The following is a 24215-nucleotide window of genomic DNA, read 5'->3' on the forward strand; positions in this document are numbered from 1 at the left end:
AGTTGTTTTGAAAATTCAATTAGTCTATTTACTTTGTAGACTAATTGAATTCTTCAAAGATAAACAGACAGATATGTCCAAGAAACCACTACATTTCGACACCTTGCAGGTGCATGCTGGCTATCAGCCCGATCCAACTACTCATTCCGCAGCAGTTCCTATTTATCAAACCACTTCTTATACTTTTGATAGTGCTGAACATGCGGCTGATTTATTTCAATTGAAGCAGTTCGGGAATATATACACCCGCATCATGAATCCTACAACGGATGTTTTTGAAAAGCGAGTGGCGGCATTGGAAGGCGGTGTGGGCGCATTGGCGGTGGCTTCTGGCCAGGCGGCGCAGTTTATTGCCCTACATAATATTCTCCTTCCTGGAGATAACTTTGTGACCTCCTCCTACCTCTATGGTGGCTCTTATAACCAGTTCAAGGTAAGTTTCAAACGTATAGGCGTGGATGCCCGTTTTGCAGACCTGGACAACCCGGAGTCGTTCGAAGCGCTGATAGACGAAAATACAAAAGCGTTATATGTGGAGACGATCGGTAATCCGGGCTTCGCAATTCCCGACTTTGAAAAGATCAGTGCCATTGCGAAGAAACATGATATTCCATTAGTAGTAGATAATACTTTCGGGGCGGCAGGATACCTGGCCAGACCCTTGGAGCATGGCGCCAATGTGGTGGTGGAAGCCGCTACCAAATGGATTGGCGGTCATGGCACTAGCATTGGTGGCGTGATTGTGGATGGTGGTAATTACAACTGGGGCAATGGGAAATTCAAACAATTCAGTGAGCCAGATGATGCTTACCATGGCATGAAATTCTGGGAGGTTTTCGGATCTCATAGTCCTTTTGGCAATATCGCCTATATCATCCGTGCAAGGGTGGCCGGACTCCGTTCTTGGGGCCCTGCCTTATCGCCGCAGAATGCGTTCCTCTTTATTCAAGGATTGGAAACCCTCTCCCTGCGTGTACAACGCACGGTAGATAATGCCCTAGCACTGGCCAAATGGCTCGAACAACAGCCGCAAGTTCTCAGTGTAAATTACCCAGGACTTCCAGGTAACAAATACCACGACCTGGCCAAGAAATACTTGCAAAACGGTTTTGGCGGCGTATTGAGCTTTAAAATTAAAGGCGGTAGAGAAGCGGCAGACAAGTTCGTACAGTCGTTACAGTTAATCTACCACCTGGCCAATGTGGGAGATGCTAAAACGCTTATTATTCACCCTGCCACCACTACGCACCAGCAACTCAGCGAAGAAGAGCAATTGAAGGCAGGTGTAGCACCAGGACTGCTACGTATATCCCTCGGCCTGGAACATATAGAAGATATCAAGGATGACATATCCCAGGCATTTGCGGCTATTGGATAGCAGTAAAGCCGTTTGGAGCACCGGTTGTCTCCCTAAAACAGACAACCGGTACTCACTTCTCCTCCAGTACGTGATAAATCTTTGTTTGTTATCTATATCAATATCCCTCTTAAAGCAAGTCGAGAACGCACTTAACGCATTATTCAGTTTATCAGGTAATTACACAACAGTTATTTAACTTTTCCTGGCAGTATTACTGCGGATAATTGCCAGATCATCCATAGGCTTTAATCCTGCCTGTTCCTGGATGTCAATAACCTTACGGTGAAGCATATACGCCGTTTCACTCATATTGGTATCGCATAAAAGGTAGTTAGGGATATCGTATTGCGTAGCATACTGGCCTTTGTCAAATGCCGACGCTACCAATGAAAGCGTCTGTTTCTCCAGGAAGGCTTTGTAGCTGATCTCTCGGGCAATTTTCCGAAATATACGGGCAGAAAGCGCTGTGGCAAACTGACTGTCGGTTCCAGAGGAGCAGCCATCCATGACGATAAAAAGATGGGTATTGGTGGAAAGGGCGTCTGTAAATAGGTAATCCTCACAGTGATGCGTGTGGAAGGCGCCCATATGAAGGGTGGTGTATACTCTCATAAAAAAAGCAGTGAAAGTTACCACTTCCACTGCTTTCTGAAAAAATTATTTCTTAGAAATCACAGGTTTTGATCAGTCCTTTTGCCAGGGTGATCTTCTTGGTTTCACCATCTTCTTTGATTTCAACAAATCGTTCCAGTCGGGTGGACCGGCCCACCAAGTAATCCTGATCATAGTAATAATTCGTCACCTGTTGCACAGGACCATTTTGGAAGACATCAGACCCGGTATAAACACGGGCGGTTTTCTGTTGATTGAAACTGTGAATCAACTGGATGAAATATTTTCCTGGTTTCAGTCCCTCGAAAACAAAACGGCCATCATCTCCAGAATAGGCTACCACACAGTATTTGTTTGCTTCGTCCGACATATATACACTCGTATTCTTACCTTCCTTTTTCTCTCTCAGCGCATACCATTCATCTAAATAAGGCGTTTCAGGGAAGAGTACCACTTTTACATTTTTAGCGCTGAAAATAAGTCCATCGATTTTGGTACAGGCCCTACCCATAATGGTGGAAGTACCTCGTTGCAAGGCAGCAGCCGCTAATTTCGGGTCGAAGGTACCTTCTGGAAAAATGCTCCGATGGCTATCACCGCCACTGGCGGTGATTTGGCCTCCCAAGTCAGCGTATTTCTTACGATCCAGATTAGCCTGTTTCTTGTTGCCGATAGCTTCATAGGCATCAGCGCGATTGCCATAGGCAAACATATTTTTGGGGTCCAGCTCAATTGCTTTGGTATAGTTGCTGATAGCGAGACTATACTGTTGCTTATTATGCTGGATCGCTCCCATATTCATATAGCCGTAGGAGTTATTTGGATTTATTTCAATTACTTTTTGAAAATCCGCCATTGCCTTATCGGGGGCCTTCAATTGGCTGGAATAGAGAATTCCTCTTTGAATGAGTACGTTTTCATTACGGGGATCTGCGGCTATGGCGCGATTGTAGTCGGTCATAGCGGAATCGTATTGTTGCCAGCGTTCAAAGATTTGCCCTCTGCTGAAAAGGTAATTTGGATTTTTGGGTGCGAGATTAATTGCTTTGCAGTATTCCTTGAATGCTTCTGGCACTTTATCCGTAGCCATGTACACCAGGGCACGGTTGCCATAGAGGGCAGGGTCTTTCGGCGTTATTTCTTCCACCTTCGCATAATCAGCCAGGGCTTGGTCGTAATGCCCCCATTTCTTATAGGCTACGGCCCTATTGAAATAGGCATCTCCGTCTTTAGGATCATAGGAAATGGCCTTTGTATAATCTGCGATGGCTAGTTCGTATTGGTCTTTACCTGAGTAGGCATTCGCCCGATAGCCGTAGCAGGCCCCATAACTGGGATTGATGGCCAGTGCTTTGGAAATTTCCGCGATACCGTCATCGTTTTTGTCATCGCGCAGGAGGAGGATCCCTCTTCTTAGGTATGCGATGGCCATTCTTTGCTGGAGGGAGATGGCTTTAGCGTAATCGTTCATTGCCGCTGCGGTGTTATGCAGACTTTCATCTATCAGCCCCAGGGCGTAATAATCCAGTGCTGTAGCAGGATTTGACAGCAGTTTATGGGCTTTATCGTAAGTTTTTGTGCTGAGATCCGGCTGTTGCTGGAACTGGTAGCAGGCAGCTTTCAGGGCGTAAAAGAGGCCGTTGTTCGGATTTAGGCGAATGGCCTGGTCATAGCTGGACTGGGCAGCGGTCAGGTTATTATCCAAGACCTGCGATCGGCCGGCAACGGCATAGGCCATAGCGTTATTGTGATCCGTACGGATAGCGGCAGCCGCTAAAGTGCCAGCTTGTTTAAAATCGCCCTCCATCATTTTGATGACGGCTTGGTCTGTCTGGGTGGTCTGTGCTACAGCAGTAGCTGTAGTGAAAGCAATCAAGGAAACAATGGGTACAATACGGTTTCTCGTTGATCTTAGCAAAAATGGAATCAGGAACATGGGTTTAAAATATGGTTCGATGGCCATCAAATGGTTTGCTAAGATAAAACTTTTCCGTTAGTGTGACTTACTAATTGCCGCATGACCGATCATGCCCAGGTGGGTATGTTTGAAATCATCAGCATATTTGAGACCGTATCCCATCATACGATCAAAGGAACTATGTGCAAAGAGCAATAACCCGGCGCTGAGCAGCATTGGGATAGAGAGCCAGTAGCCGAATGCCGCCACCAGGAGCGCCACTCCCCTATGGTGAAACAGGTTGTAGGAAAATGCGCCGACCCGTGGGCCAGCAAGGTACCCCAGGGCGGAGATATCTGGCAGGAGAAACAGGGGTATCCAAAGCCAGAAGGAAATTCCTGGGGTGAAATGCACCAGTAGGTAAATTGAAAATGCGGTGAGTAGGATTTCTTCCGTTTGTAATGTTTTTTTCATATAGCTTGTTTGTGGATGTAAAGTTATCTGGCAAACAGGCTCCTTCTCTTGACAAAAATCAAGAAGTTATGACAATTGCTTTTTCCTGATCCTGCTGAGGGTTTCAGGCGTCATACCCAACATAGAAGCCAGGTATTGTAGTGGTACTTGGTTAAAAAGACCAGGATGCATCCCAAAGAGCCATTGGTAGCGTTGCTCTGCGCTCATGGCCAAGAGATTGAACACACGGTCTTCCATATACGTAAAACAGCGGGCAATAAATCTCTTTTCCAATTCATGCCAGGAAGGAATTTTTTCGCCTAGCTGTTGATAGTCTTTTCGATGAATCGTAAATAGTTCACAATCTTCCAATGCTTGTATACTGCAGCGGGCAGGTTTTCCGAAAAAAAGTCCGTTCAGGTCTGTAACAAAATAGGCAGGAGTACCGATCCATTGCGTAACTTCCTTTTCTGGCAATTGCACAAAAAAGCGTGTGAGGCCGGAATGTTGAAAGCTAAGGGTATCGCAAACCTGCCCTGCTTTCAGGTAGTATTCCTGTTTACGGAGTTGTTGTGGTTGGAAGTAATTGGCAATGGCTGTCAGGTCATTATCCGGCACGCCAAAGAAACTGCTGATATATTGTTCTAATGCTGTCATATTCGTACTAGGAACGAAAATATAAAAACCTTAAATTACATGAAAAAATGCGTACCGGTTTTATCCTGATTACCCTGTTAATCTTCGGCGGAAAATTACAAGCACAAACCGCTGAAGATGAAGTCAAAGTAGCCGTTAATAAGTTATTTATTGCAATGCGCACTTCAGATAGTGCATTACTTAGTTCTTGTTTTAGTGCCAACGCTATTGTACAAACCATTGCAAAAGATCAAACTGTTAAATCCGACACCGTAGAAAGTTTTGCCAGTGCTATTGGGAAAGAGCCTAAAGGGCTACTGGATGAACGTATCTATTTTAAACAAGTGAGTATAGACGGTAACTTGGCCAGTGTATGGACTCCTTATCGTTTTTATCTCAAGGACCGTTTTCATCATTGCGGTGTAAATTCCTTTCAATTGGTAAAAACCAATGGCGTGTGGAAAATTCAGTACCTGATAGATACGCGTCGTAAGGAGGACTGTGTGGAGGAAAGTATGGTCGTGTCTCCCGGAAAATAAAATTGTTTTAAAACAACGACATCTGGGTTTCCTGGCTGCGAATGCCGAATACCTCTTTTACATCGCGGTAGAAAGCCGCTTCATGTTCACCTTCGTGTACATGAAGAAAGAAGAAGATGCGTTCCAGGCCGGCGGCAGTCCATGTATCGAGGCGTGATTTCCATTCCAGCAGGCGTTTGACGTCTGAGGGGTGATTACCTTTTGTCACGAAGCGCAGGAAAAGATCCGGTGTGGTGAGGCCCATATGTAGGCAATCCCTTCTGCCGGGAGTGTCTGTAATAACGGCGCCGATACACATTTCGCGGAGGGTTTTGAAATACTCTTTGAGTTCTGTGGGATTGTTATACCAATCCGCATGGCGTACTTCTACGAAGAAATCGATATCCTCTGGGAGTGAGTCTAGGTACTTAAATAGCGTGGCTTTGCGGGCGGGAGAAAATTGTTCTCCCAGTTGCAAAAACACGGGCCCTAGTTGATTACCGAAAGCGCGGATACCATCTAGGAACGCCTTTGTTTCTTCGGTGGCATTCAGTAGGGTGCTATGGTGACTGATCGCTTGTGGAAATTTCGGGCAGAAGAGGAAATCTTTATTTTTAATTTTCTCCATCCATTTTTGGATTTCGGCGGGAGAATAAATTTTATAGTGGGTGGCGTTTAGCTCCACGCATTGATAGATACGGCTGTATTCCGTCAGTTGGTTCGCGGCGGTCGTTCCTTTAGGATAAAGCGTATTGGTAAATTCTTTCCGTGTCCAGCCGGAAGAGCCAATCTTCAATGTGCCAGGTCCTGGTGTACCAGGAAGTGTACGGGAGGTGATGGGATGATCCGGTGGCAGTTGAATGATTGCCTGATCGTAATTTTTCCAGTTCGCGCCAAAGTCCATAGTAGTGAAAAATAAGTGCGCAAGATAACCATAAAAGGAGTGATATGCATCATTACCGCATTATACCGGCCATAAAAAAAGGATTATTCACTTTTGTAAATAATCCTTTTCTCATATTCTCCGAGAATGACCTTGCCGTAGATCGTTCGTGTCCAGCCATTTTCAAACCCGTGATTATTAGCGATCAGATAGCCTTTGCCGGCATCTCGCTTGATAATTTTGTGGGCATCGATGTAATGGCCTTTCACTTTGCAAAATACAATATCACCGATGTGGTATTCTTCCGCTTTCATAAAAGTAAGGAGTGTGCCGCTTTTTAATATGGGCAACATAGACGACCCGAAAGCCTTCATACGGCCGGTGCCGAGGGTTTCAAGGTCTGATTTCAATCGTTCAAATTTATTCATGTTACATTGTTTTTTTTCACGCCAAGACGCTAGGATGCGTGTAGGCGCAAAGGATTAAATATAGAGTAGCGCATGAAAGATATGCGCTGGATTATTGTTTCACAAACGCTTATTTTATATGCTATACAGCGATGCCACGTAAGCGCAAACGATTACATTCGCAATAGCGCGATGTTGTTGCTCGCATGGCAACACCAACAGCAAAGCAGCATCAGGCCTACGAAGGAGCTATTGCGTTGCGTCAGAAAATGAGATAGAAAAAGAAATGTGAGAAGAAGGTATGGACTGGGATCACCAACAATCTATCAAAATTTTGCTGGTGCAAATATCTAATTTTTTTTCATAAAAAAGAAATTAACTATGATGGGATCTTCGCGTAGCCGGCATGCTGTTTGCTCTGTTCGCTATACAACTATTCAGTGACTGAGTTGTTAGTTTTGGGTAGCAATTTTTTAGCAATCAAATTTTATCCTCATGACAACAAACCAAACAGTAAACAAAGATTGGAAACCCATCCCTCAAAATCCGAATCAGCCACCAGTACCCGAAGAAAGTGGCATCAGCCTATGGGACGCATTACTTGCACAACCTGATTTTTGGGAAGAGGATGAAGTAAAGGAAGAGGAAACACCTGCACCAACTGAGAAAAAAACTGGTGCATCAGGGCAATGAGAAAGTCGTATGACATGCACGCCCATACGACCATTTGTTAAAATTCAAAATAAGTTATTGCTTTTCCGTCTGGCGCTTATAGGAATGGCGCCCTGTAACAATTTCACTTTTTAACTACCGTCAGGTAACTACTTACATGAAATGTCTTGCTGCTGCCAGCTTGCAGGGATTATTAATTTTATAGTAAAATTTTCCAGAAGGGTTCGAATTGAATATCCGCAAAGCTCAACTGATGTAAATCTATATTTTCGTCGCTGATATTGGCAGACAAAAAGTCTTGTATACTACCAGGAAGCTGCCAATGTTCGTTGCGGGAGCGCTGCTGCCAGCCTTGTTTTCGCCAGATGAGTCGTTTTGCATTCATCACTTGGGCGAGTAATTTAGCTTGGGTTTGTGTATCCATATTCGCTTCTTCTGCCACTGCCAATACCGCCATCCATTCAAATGCGACTGTATTTAGGCGGTAAGTATCTCGTTCATTGCAAAGGCTGAAATATACATCGGGAGCAGATTCCAGCTTTGCGCATATCCCTCTTGAGGGAGTCCATATATCTAGAAAGTGAAATCGGCGTGGCCCTGAGTGGGCGTTCAGCGTCCATTTATCATGGCCGATATCATTCCAGGTTAGTCTTCCAGGTTTAAAGGCTTCCGAATATACAGAGTTGGGTTTGGGTACGTATTGAAAGGTTCCTATGCCTGTTTTTTTATAATAGGCAGAAGTATGGAGGACCGTATCTAGGACAGGGGCAATTTGTGTTTTCCATACATCCTGCTGCCATGGCGCGTTTGCTCCTGCTGTATCTCCAAAGAAGAGAAAAAGATTATAATTTCTGCTCCAGTTCATATTCCTTTCATTTTGAAACGGTGGTGATATGGTGCAATGGCTGTCTCCCTATAACCAGCATAGCACATAAAAAAGTAGCATACCTGTTGTGGTATGCTGCCATCAAATATCGGTAAATTATTGCTAATTGGGATGTCACTTAGTAGGCGCCTGTTTCGGTATTCCTTTTATTTTTTTGATCACACGAACGATTATGATCATGATTAGGTTCATGACCGAAGCCAGCATCATGAGTAACAGTGGATTTAGCATGTCTCCTTCTTTTACATGAAAATGCCTTCCCAAGGCTGGACACCAAGAATAGACATGGCAAGACAGTGGAATAGCAATGAGATCAGTAGCCATCATGACAAAACGAATCTGCTCTTTCCAGGCTATATTGCGTTCATGATATTCTTCAATGCGTATAGCAGACCACATCAAAAATAAAGCAGTAAAAAGGATGGCCCCTCCAATATCAATCGGGTTAATGGGGAAATGCAAACGATTCCAGCAGGTAAGCAGTACAACTATGAACGCAGCAATACTGTAACCTGTACGTAACTTTCTTTTGCTCATGGGACGGGTAATTTTTCCCGGGTTATCTGTCAGTGGGTACATGTTGGGGGATTGTTATGATTTTTTTAAGCATCCATACTATCAGCCATAGCATTCCATTTAATATACTGTATAGAAAGATGATGAGCAGTGGATTTATATAGGTCGTTTCATGAAACACGTTTTCAAATGCTGGAAACCATGAATGGATATACAAGGACACTGGAATAACTGCCAGGTCAATTACCATCATCGCTAGTGCAATTTGGTTTTTCCATCTTTTGTTTTCCCTATAATATTTTTCTATTCGTCTCCAAGACCCAAAACCAAACAGGGCGGATAACAGTATCACCCATACCATACCCATTAAAAAATCACCACTGTCAGGGTGATACTTGTTGAATTGAAAATGACACCAATAGGTAAACAGTACATCAAGGAAGACGGCAATACTATAGTCTATACACACTTTTCTTTTATTCATAGCCCGGGACGTTTACTCCTAACCGTTAGACTAAATTACTGCAATTCCGGGATGTTTTGTCGGGATTTCTACAGCATGGAAAGTTGTCTAAAGTAAGGTTGGGGTCTCAGCGTTACAGTTAAGATCCGTACCTTTAAAACAGAAAACGGAACGCATGATACACCTTATTCCAAAGGAAGTAAGTAATAATGAGGAACTGCAACAGATTGCAGCCCTTTCCCTGGCCAACAATGCGGCAGACTTGACAGCCGACGAAAAAGCGAAAGAAGGATTTCTCACCTGGTCTTATCAACTGCCTGTTTTACAGGAGTTACACAAAGTGGTACCTAGTATTATTGTGAAAGATGGCGATAAAGTTGCTGGTTATGCCCTGGTACTTACCCATGACGCCGCTCCTATCTATGAACCATTACAGGATATGATCCGTGTGTTGAACCCTATTCTCTATGCAGGCAAACCTTTGTCGGAACATAATTTCTACATCATGGGGCAGATCTGTGTACATCCGGATTACAGAGGAAAAGGCGTATTTCAACTGCTGTATGATTACCACCGCGAAAGATATGCAGCCCATTATGATTTTCTGTTGACAGAAATTGCCGTAACCAATTTCAGATCACAGCGGGCACATGAAAGAACTGGATTCCGCACCATACATACCCATACAGATAAATTCGGGGATTGGGATATCGTAGTTTGGGATCGGGGTCATGGCTTCACTACCCGGAAACCCTGATTGCTAAAGGAAGCATGGGGATTAACAGTGCCAATGTTTACCGAGTTGAAATAGTTACAGGAGTTTTTACTGCACCACCAGGAACCACCTCTTGCATGAACGACTTTACTATTTGGCTTATCCAGCGGGGCTTTACCGGAACAGAATTCAAATACATTTCCATAGACATCAAATAATCCCCACGGATTGGGCTTAAAGCTGCCCACTGGAGCGGTATACATATAACCATCGGAACTATCGGCCACCAGGTGGTTTCGGCCATGCCAGATATTTGCGTATCGGCTGATTTTTTCTTTTTTGTTGCCCCAGAAGTATCGGTGATCGCTGTTTCCTGCGCGGGAAGCTACTTCCCACTCATCGAGGGACGGCAGCCTGAAGCCGGCCCAATTACAGAAAGCGATGGCATCTGTGTAGCTAATAGTTGTTACTGGATGATCCATCTTTTCTTCAATACCTCCCCTACTCCTACCGTTGGGATAACGCCAATAGGCGGTACTATCTTCTATCCAGCGGAATTCCTCCAAGCCAGGTTCAAACACCAGTGCATTGTGTTTGCGTTCGGCCTCAGTTGTATAACCTGTTGCTGCTACGAATGCAGCAAACTGCGCATTCGTAATTTCGGTAACGGATATACGAAAACTATCTAAGGTTACAGTGCGCAGTGGATTGGAAAGGAAGTCTTTCTCCCCCACCTGGTACCGGGCTGCCGGCACCGTAATAAATACAGGCGGCTGCAGTTGCTGCGCCTGACAGTAACAAACCACGAACAACAACAACTGCAGCCACACATACTTCATACAATACTATTTATGGCGATTTTTATAGAAATCGTTGATACGCTGTAAAATGAGCGCTTCGTTGGCACTGTTATAATCGATAAAGGAACCATAGTCACTGCGTTCGCCGTATAATTTCTTATTGGTCACAGAAGCCAGGAAAGGTTCGTACTTGTTGTTTTTCATGAACAACAGGAAGATCGTCAAGATGTCATGATCCTTTTTATCTCGCAGGTAGAATTCCTGGAGGAATGGAATCATTTCGATCGCGTTCATTTCCACGATAACGGATTTATAGTTAGTGCCCAGACGTTTGCTACGCAAAGCGGATTCTTTGATGATGGCCACTACGGAGTCTTGATTGTCGCGGAACCAATCCATTTGGCGACTACTCCAATCCTTTTCATTGAAGGGGCTTGGAATTTCTCCGAAGATTTTCTTCTGTTCGTCCATGATAGGTGGGACCGCATCGCAGTTCTGGGCATATGTTTCAGCATGAATCATGTGATAGGTGAATTTCTCCCGGAGGGTTAGGCCGGCGTAAGCTTTTGGAGAGAGCGCACTGGTTTCGTCATTATCTGAATCTACTATACCGGCGATCAGGGCTTTCACCTTTGCGAGGCCATAAGGAGGGGTTGTTACCTTATTCCTGTAGTGATTGTATTCCTCACTTTCTTTGCTGGGTTCGCGGTAATCTTGTGCATGTACCGCATTCAATGACAACAGCATGGTTGCTGCTAAAAATATTCTTTTCATTCAATTTTCATTGTGGAAGCAAATGTATTATTTATTCTGAAAGCATAGCAAATAAAAAGGCCTGCGCCGAAGACGCAGGCCTGTGTTACGGAATTTTATTGCGGTTTAGATTAATCCTGCATCTTTCAGCATTTCGTACACCATGGTACCTTTGGTTTTATCGATGGCTTTTTTCTCAATATATTTCACCAAAAGTGGCACTTTAATATCGAGGATTTTCTTACCATCCATCATTCGTGCGGAGGAACTGAGCAAGGTGCGGATATCGAATGCCGAAGCAAATACTTCCGGCACTCCCCTATCTACATTCAGCAAGCGGTAAACGGCTTCCATAGCGGTGCGCACAGAGTATTCCGTCGTAAATACCGTATCCCGTGCTGTTTCCGCGAAGTTGCCTATGAAAGCGATGTTCACAGCGCCTTCTGGTACTACCTGTGGCCTATCGCCAGCAGCACGAGGCATGAAATAAGACATCGCATAAGGCATCATGCAAGGAATGGTATTGGCGGAATTAGCGGCCAGTTCATTGATTTCTGCAGGGGGAACGCCCATATGATACAGCCATTCTGCGGCTATTTCAATACCAGTGCACTCTTTCATCGGCTTCTTAATGAAATCTCCTGGTTTATCAGAAAAGAGGCCGTAGATCCATCCTACCAATTGATGCTTTCCCTGTGATTTGAAGTGTGGCTGGCGATTGAACGTCCAACTGAGTAACCAGCTAGAATCCTTTACAGATACAATTCCACCGGTAACTACCTTACCTGCAAAAGGGTCACGTTGACAGATTTTCTCTATGTAAGGAGGTATTTTATCGTCTAAGGTAGTGACAGTAGCGGAAACGAAATTAGTTTCCTGGATATTACCGCAGAATTTCATAGGGTTCCCGAAAGCTTTATCCTGCTTGGCCAGGTTCATCCAGAGGTTCCAACTACCGCCCAGCGAATCATCCATGATAGCGGCATTATGTTGATCCCCGTAGGTGGAGCATTCTGTGATACTGCCATTGGTGACAAACACTAGGTCATTTTCTGTTAGTGCGATTTCTTTTTTGGTTCCGCCTTCTTCATAAATGATTTTGCGGGCCACTTTTCTGTTATTAGAAGTTTGTACCTCTACATTTTTCACCTGGGAATCGTAGATAATATTCACGCCATTGGCTTTCAGGAAAGATATCAGTGGCAGTACTAGCGATTCATACTGGTTATATTTAGTGAATTTCAGTGCTGATAAATCAGGTAATCCACCGATATGATGGATAAAGCGCATAATATACCTTCTCATTTCCATGGCGCTGTGCCATTCTTCGAAAGCGAACATGGTACGCCAGTATAACCAGAAATTGGAATCGAAAAATTCCTGGCTAAAAACATCGGTGATACGTTTATCATTTAGTTCCTCTTCCGCAGTGAGGAAGAGTTGTATAATTTCTTCTGTCGCCTTATCGGAGAGGGTAAATTTGCCGTCTGTTTGTGCACTCTGGCCCTGCTTCATGGTGGCGCGCATGAGCGAGAAATTCGGGTCTTTCTTATTCAGCCAATAAAATTCATCTAGTACAGAAGCATCTTTAGTTTCCAGAGAAGGAATGGAGCGGAAAAGATCCCACAGGCATTCAAAATGATTTTCCATTTCCCGGCCACCTCGAATGATAAATCCTTCCTGTGGTTGAAAAATTCCATCCAGGCTACCCCCTGGCAATTTCAGTTCTTCGAAGATGGTAATCTTATCCCCTTTCATTTGACCATCGCGGATAAGAAATACCGCAGCAGCCATAGAAGCGAGTCCGGCGCCAATCATATAAGCCGATTTCAGCTCTACATTTTCGGGTTTCACAGGGCGTGCAAATGCTTCATAGTTTCCGTTACTGTAATACATGTCTTCCTTGTATTAAATCGTTAGCAAATAATTGCATTTTTCTCGTTGCTGATAAACAACAACTGTAAGGTCGGGAATGTTTAGGTAATAAATCCCCTTTTTCCGGGATTGATATAGCAAAAAAGATGATGTAATTTTAAAAGGAACCTTCATCTGTACGAAAATGAAAAAGAAAAACCATTCTAAATTGAAACTCACAAAAATCAAAGTGAGTGTACTGAAGAATGCACCAAAAGATAAGCTGAAAGGGCAATCTTTGGTGACAACTCAGTTTATTAGCTGTGGCGAAACCTTTTGGGTATGCTAGTTTCAAGCTGCTCTGTTGATTGATAAAAAAACGCTGTTGTTTGTTACGGCGATTTTTCTGTAGCAGGAAATGCTACAACTAAAAAAGCCCGTTGGCACAATGCTAACGGGCTGTTTGTTATATCAAAGCAATAATGGAATTAATAACTCACGCTATAAACAATATAGCTGGAAAAATCGTTCGGCGCATACTGCACTTTCAAGGCATAATTAGGCTTAGGAAATTTCTGGATGAGTGTTGGTACCGCAGTATAGATTGAGTCTAGTGTTGCTTGTACCTTATTATCATTTGGAATCAGTTTTGTTCCCAGATAGAAAAGTGTAGCATTTTCTTTTCTAAGAAATACGGCTTCACTAGGTGCGACAAAACCAAAAACAGGCAGTGTAAGCGTATCTTTCCCTTCGTATTTTTCCTTATAAATGGTAGCTAAATACTCCAACCAATAACCCGGTCCGTCTTGCAGCGGCTCTTTCGGCCTTACTACTTTTGCTTTAATGATGTAGGTATAGCCGGGCTCCCGTTGGAAATCATGTATGAAGGTGTAAAGCTTCACTTTTTTGTCTGCATTTAGGAAATAGCGTCCATCTCCGCCGGTAGCGTAGTGGTCTACAAACACACTCATTATCTGCCCGTCTTTCGGGCTATCGGAATTTTCTTTACGGCAGGCCACAAAAAGCAGGGCCAGGGCTACAAGCAAGTATAAGTGTTTCATCATAACAGTTACAGCATTGATAATGCAAGGCGTTTCAGATGGAACGCGTCGCTGCTACCAAAAGTTACTATTGAGGATGACGAATTAAAGGAAACTTATCATGAAGCAGTTACTCGCTTCACTTTTCGCTCAAAACGCGCTATCAGCCCGTCCCAATCTGCGCGGAACGCTTGGGTATCATATTTTGCTTTTGCATATTGATAGGTATCTGTAGAGAGATGCCAGTTAAAAATGGGCTCCAGGCTCTCGAAGCCGCTATCAATTACTTGATGCAGCACTTGCTGTTTACTGATATTGTTCGACTCGCAGTATCTATCGAGCCATGCGCCTCTGCCAATTTTCACATATGCCACCAATAGGTCTACTGTAATAAAAGTTGCCGGTACATATTCGATTTGAAAATCTCTAAATTGGATAGCTTCCAAGATAAGATCCGCATCATAGCAGCGTTCTGGGATATCATGGCGAAGCAATCCCCCATGTTTTACTGCGAGGTGGCATAGTTCAGGAGTGATCAATTCATCTGGCAAGTAGCGAAGTGCCATACCATTTATGGCTGCTACTTCAAAAGCCAATTCCGAGGTTAGCATTGCCGACGGAAAATATTTCAGTGCGCCAATTCCTTTTTGTAATGCGGCTTTGCAGAGGGCTGGTGTTTTATATTCGGCAGGTACCCGTTTTAAATCTTGGTAATCCTTTTGTACGCGGTGCAAATGCCATTCCGCATCCCGTGTAACAGGTGCCAGTACTACTTCTCCGGCGGCGAGGTCGCGTTGTATTTCTTCAAATGTTGTGGTGAGTGGATCGTTGAGTAGTTGGGATAATAACGGGGAGATAATGTCGTCTCCATTATCATCCTCCTGGCATGCGTTTTCAGCAGGCATTTCCGGGTCTCGATCGTTGTAATAGAACAGAGGGATATCTTTATTTGCCTGCGGCAGATGATAGTCGTTTACCACCATTACGGGTACACGAAAAACGCCGTCGCATTGCATCCAGCCGTGGTTATAATGTAGCAGGACCATTTCCTTGGCGGTGATATCTCCTTCTACGCGGGTCGGTGCGCCGCCAATGAGCAGACTTTGGCAGGTAATATTTCCTGTTACGTAGAGTATGGGGCCATAGTCGCCGGTATCATTGATGATATTGCCGCTCACATGAAAATCGCCATCGATGATATATCCTTCAATAGGATTACCATCTGGGCCATTGGGCAGATCATCCAACTCTAATTGGAAATGGCCGTTGATGTTCAGGCTACCCTCATGTACATAGTACCAGGTATCTGGGTCGGTGATATCGTGGAAGGCTTCCGGGCTTTCAAAAATGCGGGAAGCAAGTGGGTAGCGGGTTATAACAGTGGCTTTGGGCACCAGTTGAAATGTATGCAGCAAGATTTTTCCGTTTGATGATAGCTGCAATAATACAAAAAGAAAAATACATCCGTTGCTACTGCCCGTTGTAGCAACGGATGTATTTATGTTTATTTCAAAACAGTTGCCAGCAGTGCGTCCAGCCCTTCCATCGCAATGGCGAAGCCTTCTTTGAAGCCCATTTGAATAGTGGCTTCTAAATCTGCCAGGTCGTTGAAAGTGATATTAAAGGAAACGTGGGTATGATCCCCTTTCGCTTCAAAGTTTACTTCCCAATTTGCCTGCGGCATATCCGGCTTGATATTTCCATCTTTGTCGGTGAAAGCATCCTTGCTTTTAAACAGTTGCTGGTCGACAATCTTCGTATAGGTGGCCATGGCCCAGTGTTCCTCTCCTTGGGGGCCCACCATAGCGTATAGCCAAGTGCCGCCTTCTTTGAAATCTAGGTGTTTTGTCCTGGCTTTCCAGGGGTGGGGAGCCCACCATTGATCCAGGATTTCTTTTTTCGTATAGGCGTCCCATACGAGGGGTAGTTCTGCGGCAAATTCTCGGCCAACTGAAATGCGCTTCTGCGCTTTGTCGACCGAAAAATCGTAGGTCAGATTCCTGTTCATTTTTTGTCTTTTTTATGTTTTGTAATACTAAATCCTATTGATAACACCTCGTTTCCCTGATCTTTTTGCTTGGCCTGTCGTTGTGAGTGAATTGCATCTCATCTCGCAACCGTTCAGTTGCAAATATATGAAACTATTCGGTTGCACAAATATTTTTTTCTTTTATATAGTGAGCACAGCAGTGGTATTCGTGCCCCATTCTCTTTCCCAGACTTCATAAACTGGACCAAAGATGCCAATTGTTATAAAATTGACACATTTCAATGTTTCTATCTTTTTTTTCAATTCAATGCTCTACTTTCGTGTTCAGATTTTCAAAAAATAATTATGAAGCAAACAGTTCCTGCACTCGCGCTGCTTTTAATGCTCGCAGCATGTGGCGGTCCTTCTAGCGACCAAGCGAAGACCGAAGAGAAAAAAGAAGCCGCAGTATCTAGCGGTAATACTTACGCTATCGACACAGCCACTACGACTGTTGACTGGCGCGCTACTCACAAAGGTGGCATGGCTCCACGCTTTGGTACTATCAAAGTGATCAATGGCACCCTGACCGTAGAAAAAGGTGCTATAGCTGCTGGTAACTTTGAAATAGACCTGAATACACTGCAGGTAGATCCAGCTTCTATCACTGAAAAAGACAAAAAACCAGCTGACCTGGAAGGTCACCTGAAAAGCCCTGATTTCTTTGATGTAGCAAAACATCCACTGGCTAAATTTGTGATCACTGGCGTAGCTCCTTACGACAGCACTAAACAGAAAAGCCTGCTGCCTGGCGCTACTAACCTGATCAGCGGTAACCTGACTTTGAAAGACAGCACCCTGAACATTACTTTCCCTGCACAGATCGCAGTAAATGGTAATGATGTTTCTGCTAGCGCTAAATTCGTTATCGACAGAAGCGCTTGGGGTATTCACTACAAAACTGAAGGTTCTCCTGAAAACTGGGTGATCAGCAAGGATGTAGAAATCGGCTTTACCTTGAAAGCTGTTAAGAAATAATATCCATTAAGGGATTTTTTAAAAGTGAGTGTGACGTCTGCGACGTCACACTCACTTTTTTTATTTTCGTCGCCCCTGCCCGATGGGCAGGGGCGACAGACAGGAGATTTTGCGTCCATTCCCTTGATTAATTTGGGGGCAACCATTTCGTTTAGCCTTCTGAGTTTGCCCCTGGCAGGGGCGACAGACGGGAGATTTTTGCGTCCATTCCCTTGATTAATTTTGGGGCAACCATTTCGTTTAGCCTTCTGAGTTTGCCCCTGGGCACAGGCGACGCGTGTAGCCTTTATTTGTTAAGTCCTCTGACTGCCGCCCATGGTAGGTACGACAGAATTGAGATTTTTCGTCCATGTCTTTTGGCACCACTTTTTTTGTTTAACCTCCTAACTTTGCTATTTTAAATTTAACCCTTAGATTTGAAGCCATATTCCAATCCCAGCTTGGAGTAACAATTAACCCAAAATATCTTTATTTAATCATGAATGATGTGAACACACTGGCAGAAGCTTTGAAGAAAGGCCTGCTGGAAGACGCAAAACAACGGATTGACCAAGGTGAAAAACTTCCTAAAGATCTTCCCTCCCACGATCGCAGGTATATTTATGATCAGCTTGCCCGTGCCAAAGCCTATGATGTACTGCTTGGTCTTGTAAAAAACCGTAGTATTGAAATGGACCTGTATGAATATGAGAAACTGGATGGCTCTATTTATGAAAGCCTGTTTCGCAATATTGGCAACAGTTCAGATGATATTGCTTTCCTGGAAGCCTTCCTCCAAAAAGCCGATAACATCAATGATGCGGTTAACGGTAAAACATTACTAGCGCTGGCATTCTCCCTAAATGTTCCCCTGGAAATTATTTCGGTATTAGTAGATGCCGGTTGCGATATCCGTTATCGTAATAATGCAGAAGAAAATTACCTGTATGGTATTGTACAGGAATTTAGCATTAAGGAAGACACGGGTCTATCTTACCTCTCCTATCTCATCGAGCAAGGCCTGGATCCCAATGAAGGCAATATTGTACGGGAAACGCCGCTGCAGTTGGCAATAGGAAAAAATAAAACCAAATACATAGACCTCTTACTACAAAAAGGCGCAGATCCTAATCAACCTGGAAAGGATGATGAAACCGCCTATTACTATGCCCTCGTACACCAGGTTTGCGGTACAGCGATGTACGACCGCTTAGCACAATATGCGGCACCTGATTTTGAGGTTGCGAATAAAAATCAAGAAACAGTACTCGGAGGTACGCTACGTATGCGGAGTCGCGCTACGGAGTCCGATATCGCCATTGTGAAAGCATTGTTGCGCGACGGAGCAGATATTTATCAAACTTCTCACTATTACAACCAACCTAAAGCGGCACTCGACTGGGTAGCAGAATACCCGGCAGATATGCTGGAAGCAGTATTGGAAGCAGGCGTGGTGGAAATAGATCGTCGGGACGATGCGGGTAATACGCTGCTGCATAAGGTTTGCGGCTATAACATCAATTATGACCAGGAAGCCGCTCGGCAGTTATACCGTAAAGTAAAGCTGCTGATCGAACACGGCGCAGACACAAATCTCACCAATGATCGCGATCAAAGTGCAATGGATCTCGCTGCTCAGGACAACTTGAAAGCGAAGGTAGTTGAGTTACTTTTAAAACATAAAGCATAATACCATGTCCATGTCTTTTATTGTTGCCTGCGAAAGTGGCAAAAGGAAAATAGCGGAAATCCTCCTCGCCAACAACGAAGTGGATGTAAAATATACAGATGAAAAAGGAAGGACAGCGCTACATTATGCCGCACATCACGGCTACCAAGACCTGGTAAAACTCTTGCTGGAAGCTGGTGCCGATATGGACTACGAAGATCATAACGGAGAAACGCCCTTCTACTTTGCCTGTCTGCAAAAACAAAAACAAACGGCCCTTTTCCTGTTGGAAAAAGGTGCTAGAACAAATATCAACGACCTGCAAGGAAATAGCCTCCTGCACCTGACCGCCCGCACTGGTCAAAAAGAAATCATGGAAGCCCTGATCCATCAAGGCGCGGATGTCAACCTGGAAAATAACCAGGCGGAAACGCCTTTATTCATCGCTGCATCATGGCGTAATCGTGATATTGCCCAGCTATTGTTGGATAATGGCGCGCAGGTAAACAGCACTAGCAAAAATGGGGATAGTCCACTCATCGTAGCCGTTCGGGCGAAAAACCCTGCCATGGCCACTTGCCTGATAGAAAACCAAGCGGATGTGAATCATACCAATCATGTAGGAGAATCAGCGTTATTGATTGCCTGTTATGATACCAATAGGGCGCTTACCAATCTACTAGTAGAAAATGGTGCAGATGTATTTACCACTTCCACCGAGGGGCTGTCGCCTATCTGGTATGCTTGTGCCAATAACCAAAAAGAAATTGTAGCCCTGTTCTTAGACAAAGGTATAGACGTGAATTTCAGTCAACCCTTGTCTGGCAATACCACTACCATGAACAGTTACCTGGATTGGGTGGAAACGGCTAACAGTCTTTCCATTACTAGTGCCTTCAGCTTTAATCATACTTACACCTATGGCGGAGAGAGTATGTTGCATGTAGCCGCTAAAAACGGGCATTTGAGTATGGTGAAGTTACTGTTGGAGCGCGGCGCGAAGATCGATATCCAAGATGAATCCGGGAATACCGCTTTGCATTATGCCTCTTCTGCTGGCAAAAAAGATATTGTAAAATATTTATTGGAGCAGGGTGCAGATGCTACTATTGTGAATACCAAAGAGCAGAAAGCCATTGATTATGCGTCCATTAAAGGTTTCAATGAGATTGCTGCGCTCTTGCTCAGCTTCAATTCTCCTGCTGCAACGGCTACAGTTGCCCCAACAGCCGCTCCAGTAGCCGGTACCAATATCACCGACAAAAAGAAGGCACTGCTGGATTTGAAAGAACTCCTCGATGCGGGCATCCTTTCCCAAGAGGAATTTGACAAAGAAAAATCAAAAGTATTGAATGGATAAACCCATCACCGCCCTCATCATACGGGGGCGGTGGTTTTTCCGTATACCCCTTCCTGTTAGTCCGATTGCTTACATTTGACGCGTATGCGAAAACTGATCATTTTATTATTCGCCTTTCTGTCGTGGAATCTGGCCGTAGCATCTACTCCTGAAACCACTTTGGCTAAAACGCTGGATTCTTTATCCAGCACCCAGAGAGCATTACTATATCAATATGGCACCTTGCAGTCGTGGGCCGGCGCTCCAGTAGCAGATAGCTTCTGGAACAGCCACCAATCCGAGTTAGGCCGACTGAATAAAGAAAGTGCCGCTTTGCTGGCACAGGAACTGTTACATAATACTGACCTGGTGTATACTGTTAAAAAGCCTTCCCGATTACAGGCGTTGCGCGGCGTGTTTACCACATCCCGACTGTTATATGGACTGGCAGCGCTGATTGGGGCCTTTGCCGCTATACAGTTACTGGGAAAATATCTACCTGATTTTTTCAGATGGATCGTCCGATATCTTTCACCATTATTTCGTTGGCTATTTTCCCCTATCGCACTGACGTGGGAATTACTCCTGTTGGGTATTGCAGGGATTTTCCTGGGGCCATATATAACGGAAACGTACACACGCACTATCATTATTCACCTAGGCATTTTCTATATCTGGTCCCAACTAACGGCCATTACTACCCGACAATATCATCTCAAGTATTATAGCAAGTCGATCTGGGATAGTATTGATAACTATCGGTTATCGCCCTGGCAGACGTTTCTACAGGTATCCTTCCCTGCGTTTGCAACCACGGCGGGTATTCTATGGGTCATGCGAGCCACTGGGGATAAATGGTATCCATATGAAGTGATCGTTCCATTAATGATTGGCATCTATGCATTACCTCCTCTTAGAAGAATGGAACTGTTATTGAGCCGGGTGTTATTCCCTTTTGCCCAGGTCAATCTACGCCTGAAAGACCAGCGGCTGGCAGCTTTTGTGGTGATCTGCTTGATCGTTTGGGAGGTCATGTTATTTTTGCCGGTTATTATACCTGAAGCTTTACTGGTACTGAGTGTTTTTCTCTTGCTGATGCTGATCCTGTTTTCCATTGAAGACGTTAGCAACTGTGGCATGAAAAATTTCATATGGCTGCAAGTTATCACCTTATCGTTCTGTATAGCTGTTATCCTGGTGAGTTCGCAGTTGAGTATGCTGGTGCTCAGTTGGGCGGGGATGGGCGGATTACTGCTCTATGTGATGATTAAATATTGGGAGCTTCCTACCCTCTTTGGCTGGAGTTGGAAAAACAGAAACAGAAAAGCCTGGGGAGCGTTGGGAATGGCGGCCCTTATCTGGGGTATTGCCACGCTGATACGTATGCACCCGGAATGGTTTACCGTGTTTCCGGCGTAGTAGATGAGCGCGCAAAGCATACAAAGCGAAACGTGTCTCCCGTTAAAATAATTGTTGATTCCCGTCCATCGAAAGATAGACGGGAATTTATTTTTATCAGCCATCCAAGCGGTATAATTGTGCCGGCGACAATATTCTTTTCACCAGGAGCAAGACGCCCGCAATCAGCAATATGATAGTGATATAACCCGCTGCTAGTGATTGTTGCCCCTCCATATGGATCGCGTTTACTACAACGTAACTGGTAGCCGCTGTCACCAAATAGCCACCACCGCTGGTGAAGCCGCCTGCTGCGCCAGCATTTTCTGGGAAGCTGGTCAGACAGTGAGTAAAGTAGATGTTGTAAACGAATCCCATTAGGAAATGCATGCCTGCTACGAAGCACATCATGGATAACAGGGACGTATATACGCTGGCGCTGGTATACATGATCAGCGCCAATAATAGCTGTATCATGGTGGCGGTCCATAGTTTAGGGAACATTTTACGTTGGATCAAACGCTTGGCCAGCAAGCCTCCTAGCAACAATGATATACCAGAGGCCAGCGCACAATAGCCTGTTGTAACAGCGCTATGGCCGAAAGTTTTTTCAATGAGAAAGGGCGCCGACATCCCAAATACAATGGACATGGAGTAGCTAAACCCTATAATTACCACGCCTGGTGTGAAATCTTTTCGACTCATAAATCGGCCGTAGTTGCCGAGGATTGTCTTTAGATTCCATGGTACCCGCTGTAGTATCGTTTCTCCTCCGTATAGCCATTCCAGTAATACCATCACTACCCCATAGATACCCAAGAAAACGAAGTTGGCTCTCCAACCGAAGATATCCTGTAGGTAACCTCCGAGGAATGGCGCCAGGATAGGCGCTGCGGACCATACCACAGATAAGAGGCTGGTATAATGTTTTCGTTGTTCACCGCTATAGATATCTACAAAAAAGGAGCGTTTGGCTATCATTATCACAGAGATCACCATTCCTTGTAAAATACGTATGGCGAGGATCAAGTGAATATCATTGATAATGGCAATCAGGAAATTACTGAGGGTAAATATGATCAGGGCTATCAAGCCAGTCTTGTAGCGCCCGAAGCTATCAACCAGGCTGCCCAGGAATAGTTGGGACAAACCGTAACTGATGAGAAATACGGTGAGTGTGAGTCGTACCAAATCATTGGTGACGCCCAATTCTTTGGCCATATGCGGGAAGGACGGCACATAGATATCCATTGCCAGTCCGGATATAGGTATCAGTATAAATGCGATGTAAGTAGCGATTTGTTTGTTTTCCGCTTTAAGGTGTTTCATTTTGCCGGATTTAGAAACACAAAATTACAAGGACACTGTTGGAGTGACTTCTGCTATTCAAATGCAGAATTAAACAAATCAAATATTTACAAAAACATCATACTTCCTGGCGGAAAGCTTTAGGGCTTTTCCCGGTATGCTTTTTAAAGAGGTGATTGAAGTGTTGAGGGTATTCAAATCCGAGGCTGTAGCCTATTTCGGCGATGCTCCAATCAGAATGGCGAAGCAGGTCTATGGCTTCTGCTATGATTCGTTCTTGGATAATATGGGAGGTGGTGTTTCCGGTGCTTTTCTTCAGGCAATAATTGAGATAGTTGACATGCACATGCAATGTGCGTGCAAAATCATCTGGCCGAGAACGGATGCTGCCGTTATACGGAGAATCCACCGGGAATTGGTTATTGAGCAATTCGAAGAAAGCATTTACCAATCGGTCGCTGACAGGATGGCCACTCACAGCCCTTTGTGAGTAGCGGATTTTAATACCCAAGTGAACAATCAGCATGAGGATGTGATGGATCATGGCATGCTTCTGCTCATAGTCGCTGTGATAAGCCTCCTGGAGCATAGTGAAGAGCTGCAGGAATTGCGCATGCTGCTCGGGGTCCAGGAACAGGAACGGATATACGTTATCCGCAAAGGCGGCAGACAATTGTTTTAACTCTTTCTTCAGCACAGCGCTGATATATTTCTCATTGAAGAGGCAGATGAAACCCTCCTGGTCATCTGTCACGGTTTTCCAGCCGTGTTCCTTATTGGGACCAGAGAAGAAAATAGCGGGCTTGTCTATCTTTACTTCTCCTTTGTCAGTTATCAAAATGGCGTTTCCTTTACAGACGCATATTTTGAAATAATCCCTACGGCGGTAAGGCAGACTGACCAGGCAGTGTTTGCGTTTCAGGATATTGAAATGGGAGCTGCTGTCTTTTCCATTCAGCAGTTCTGTAGGGATTTGCCGGTTGGTAGACTCATAATACTGTAGGATGGTTTCCGCCTTCTCCATGAAATGAAAGTTAAACAAATCAAAGA

The 24215-nt window shown here is 44.5% G+C and carries 25 protein-coding genes; 8 read left to right on the top strand and 17 right to left on the bottom strand.

Going from position 1 to position 24215, the window contains the following annotated elements; translation table 11 throughout:
- Window positions 1-73 precede the first annotated feature (73 nt).
- Window positions 74-1378 carry an O-acetylhomoserine aminocarboxypropyltransferase/cysteine synthase family protein gene (locus tag JO154_RS01790; protein ID WP_291941346.1) on the top strand — a complete coding sequence of 435 codons (1305 nt, stop codon included), beginning with the start codon at window positions 74-76 and terminating at the stop codon, window positions 1376-1378.
- Between the two features lie 174 nt (window positions 1379-1552).
- Here JO154_RS01790 and JO154_RS01795 read toward each other — a convergent pair whose 3' ends face one another.
- From JO154_RS01795 to JO154_RS01810, 4 genes are all read right to left on the bottom strand, one after another.
- Window positions 1553-1972: a hypothetical protein gene (locus JO154_RS01795; RefSeq protein WP_291941347.1), complete on the bottom strand. Its 420-nt coding sequence runs from the start codon at window positions 1970-1972 to the stop codon at window positions 1553-1555.
- 52 nt (window positions 1973-2024) lie between these two features.
- Window positions 2025-3935, bottom strand: a complete 1911-nt coding sequence (locus JO154_RS01800; protein WP_291941348.1) for a tetratricopeptide repeat protein — start codon at window positions 3933-3935, stop codon at window positions 2025-2027.
- 30 nt (window positions 3936-3965) lie between these two features.
- A complete protein-coding gene (locus JO154_RS01805; protein WP_291941350.1) occupies window positions 3966-4343 on the bottom strand; it encodes a DUF4260 domain-containing protein in 378 nt (125 codons plus the stop codon).
- A gap of 66 nt (window positions 4344-4409) precedes the next feature.
- A complete protein-coding gene (locus tag JO154_RS01810) occupies window positions 4410-4979 on the bottom strand; it encodes a Crp/Fnr family transcriptional regulator (protein ID WP_291941352.1) in 570 nt (189 codons plus the stop codon).
- A gap of 47 nt (window positions 4980-5026) precedes the next feature.
- On the opposite strand from JO154_RS01810, the gene JO154_RS01815 reads away from it, so the two are divergent.
- Window positions 5027-5497: a nuclear transport factor 2 family protein gene (locus tag JO154_RS01815; protein ID WP_291941353.1), complete on the top strand. Its 471-nt coding sequence runs from the start codon at window positions 5027-5029 to the stop codon at window positions 5495-5497.
- 7 nt (window positions 5498-5504) lie between these two features.
- Here the strand turns inward: JO154_RS01815 and JO154_RS01820 are convergent, their stop codons facing one another.
- The gene (locus JO154_RS01820) at window positions 5505-6380 is read right to left on the bottom strand and encodes a DUF72 domain-containing protein (protein WP_291941354.1); all 876 of its coding nucleotides are present in this window, start codon (window positions 6378-6380) and stop codon (window positions 5505-5507) included.
- Window positions 6381-6463: 83 nt separating this feature from the next.
- Window positions 6464-6787 (bottom strand): S24 family peptidase, encoded by a 324-nt coding sequence (locus tag JO154_RS01825; RefSeq protein ID WP_291941356.1) that lies wholly within the window; start codon window positions 6785-6787, stop codon window positions 6464-6466.
- A 474-nt stretch (window positions 6788-7261) separates the two neighbouring features.
- Between JO154_RS01825 and JO154_RS01830 the strand changes: the two genes are divergently transcribed.
- Entirely contained in the window at window positions 7262-7459 is a 198-nt protein-coding gene (locus tag JO154_RS01830) for a hypothetical protein (RefSeq protein WP_291941357.1), read from the top strand.
- A 178-nt stretch (window positions 7460-7637) separates the two neighbouring features.
- Here the strand turns inward: JO154_RS01830 and JO154_RS01835 are convergent, their stop codons facing one another.
- From JO154_RS01835 to JO154_RS01845, 3 genes are all read right to left on the bottom strand, one after another.
- On the bottom strand, window positions 7638-8303 hold the full coding sequence (locus JO154_RS01835) for a hypothetical protein (protein ID WP_291941358.1): 666 nt from the start codon (window positions 8301-8303) through the stop codon (window positions 7638-7640).
- Between the two features lie 135 nt (window positions 8304-8438).
- Window positions 8439-8861, bottom strand: a complete 423-nt coding sequence (locus tag JO154_RS01840) for a hypothetical protein (protein WP_291941359.1) — start codon at window positions 8859-8861, stop codon at window positions 8439-8441.
- Between the two features lie 22 nt (window positions 8862-8883).
- Window positions 8884-9324: a hypothetical protein gene (locus JO154_RS01845; protein WP_291941360.1), complete on the bottom strand. Its 441-nt coding sequence runs from the start codon at window positions 9322-9324 to the stop codon at window positions 8884-8886.
- A gap of 154 nt (window positions 9325-9478) precedes the next feature.
- On the opposite strand from JO154_RS01845, the gene JO154_RS01850 reads away from it, so the two are divergent.
- Window positions 9479-10060 carry a GNAT family N-acetyltransferase gene (locus tag JO154_RS01850; RefSeq protein WP_291941362.1) on the top strand — a complete coding sequence of 194 codons (582 nt, stop codon included), beginning with the start codon at window positions 9479-9481 and terminating at the stop codon, window positions 10058-10060.
- On the opposite strand, the gene JO154_RS01855 is transcribed toward JO154_RS01850, so the two are convergent.
- The 6 genes from JO154_RS01855 to JO154_RS01880 form a co-directional block, all read right to left on the bottom strand.
- The gene (locus JO154_RS01855; protein ID WP_291941363.1) at window positions 10033-10857 is read right to left on the bottom strand and encodes an SUMF1/EgtB/PvdO family nonheme iron enzyme; all 825 of its coding nucleotides are present in this window, start codon (window positions 10855-10857) and stop codon (window positions 10033-10035) included. The genes JO154_RS01850 and JO154_RS01855 overlap by 28 nt on opposite strands.
- A 6-nt stretch (window positions 10858-10863) precedes the next feature.
- Window positions 10864-11592: a hypothetical protein gene (locus JO154_RS01860; protein WP_291941364.1), complete on the bottom strand. Its 729-nt coding sequence runs from the start codon at window positions 11590-11592 to the stop codon at window positions 10864-10866.
- 105 nt (window positions 11593-11697) lie between these two features.
- On the bottom strand, window positions 11698-13467 hold the full coding sequence (locus JO154_RS01865; RefSeq protein WP_291941365.1) for an oleate hydratase: 1770 nt from the start codon (window positions 13465-13467) through the stop codon (window positions 11698-11700).
- A 446-nt stretch (window positions 13468-13913) separates the two neighbouring features.
- Window positions 13914-14489 carry a hypothetical protein gene (locus JO154_RS01870; protein WP_291941366.1) on the bottom strand — a complete coding sequence of 192 codons (576 nt, stop codon included), beginning with the start codon at window positions 14487-14489 and terminating at the stop codon, window positions 13914-13916.
- Window positions 14490-14584: 95 nt separating this feature from the next.
- On the bottom strand, window positions 14585-15880 hold the full coding sequence (locus JO154_RS01875; protein ID WP_291941367.1) for a hypothetical protein: 1296 nt from the start codon (window positions 15878-15880) through the stop codon (window positions 14585-14587).
- 89 nt (window positions 15881-15969) lie between these two features.
- Complete coding sequence (locus JO154_RS01880) at window positions 15970-16473, bottom strand: SRPBCC domain-containing protein (RefSeq protein ID WP_291941368.1); 504 nt, start codon at window positions 16471-16473, stop codon at window positions 15970-15972.
- A 327-nt stretch (window positions 16474-16800) separates the two neighbouring features.
- Between JO154_RS01880 and JO154_RS01885 the strand changes: the two genes are divergently transcribed.
- The 4 genes from JO154_RS01885 to JO154_RS01900 all read left to right on the top strand — a co-directional run bounded on the left by JO154_RS01885 (window position 16801) and on the right by JO154_RS01900 (window position 21878).
- Window positions 16801-17472: a YceI family protein gene (locus JO154_RS01885; RefSeq protein ID WP_291941369.1), complete on the top strand. Its 672-nt coding sequence runs from the start codon at window positions 16801-16803 to the stop codon at window positions 17470-17472.
- Between the two features lie 478 nt (window positions 17473-17950).
- On the top strand, window positions 17951-19141 hold the full coding sequence (locus JO154_RS01890; RefSeq protein ID WP_291941371.1) for a hypothetical protein: 1191 nt from the start codon (window positions 17951-17953) through the stop codon (window positions 19139-19141).
- Window positions 19142-19151: 10 nt separating this feature from the next.
- Entirely contained in the window at window positions 19152-20480 is a 1329-nt protein-coding gene (locus JO154_RS01895; RefSeq protein ID WP_291941373.1) for an ankyrin repeat domain-containing protein, read from the top strand.
- A gap of 84 nt (window positions 20481-20564) precedes the next feature.
- The gene (locus JO154_RS01900; RefSeq protein ID WP_291941375.1) at window positions 20565-21878 is read left to right on the top strand and encodes a hypothetical protein; all 1314 of its coding nucleotides are present in this window, start codon (window positions 20565-20567) and stop codon (window positions 21876-21878) included.
- Window positions 21879-21974: 96 nt separating this feature from the next.
- Here JO154_RS01900 and JO154_RS01905 read toward each other — a convergent pair whose 3' ends face one another.
- Both JO154_RS01905 and JO154_RS01910 read right to left on the bottom strand, forming a co-directional pair.
- A complete protein-coding gene (locus tag JO154_RS01905) occupies window positions 21975-23186 on the bottom strand; it encodes an MFS transporter (protein WP_291941377.1) in 1212 nt (403 codons plus the stop codon).
- A gap of 97 nt (window positions 23187-23283) precedes the next feature.
- A complete protein-coding gene (locus tag JO154_RS01910; RefSeq protein WP_291941378.1) occupies window positions 23284-24189 on the bottom strand; it encodes an AraC family transcriptional regulator in 906 nt (301 codons plus the stop codon).
- Window positions 24190-24215 lie beyond the last annotated feature (26 nt).

Origin of the sequence: Chitinophaga sp., assembly GCF_019236475.1 — a bacterium.
GTDB lineage: Bacteria > Bacteroidota > Bacteroidia > Chitinophagales > Chitinophagaceae > Chitinophaga.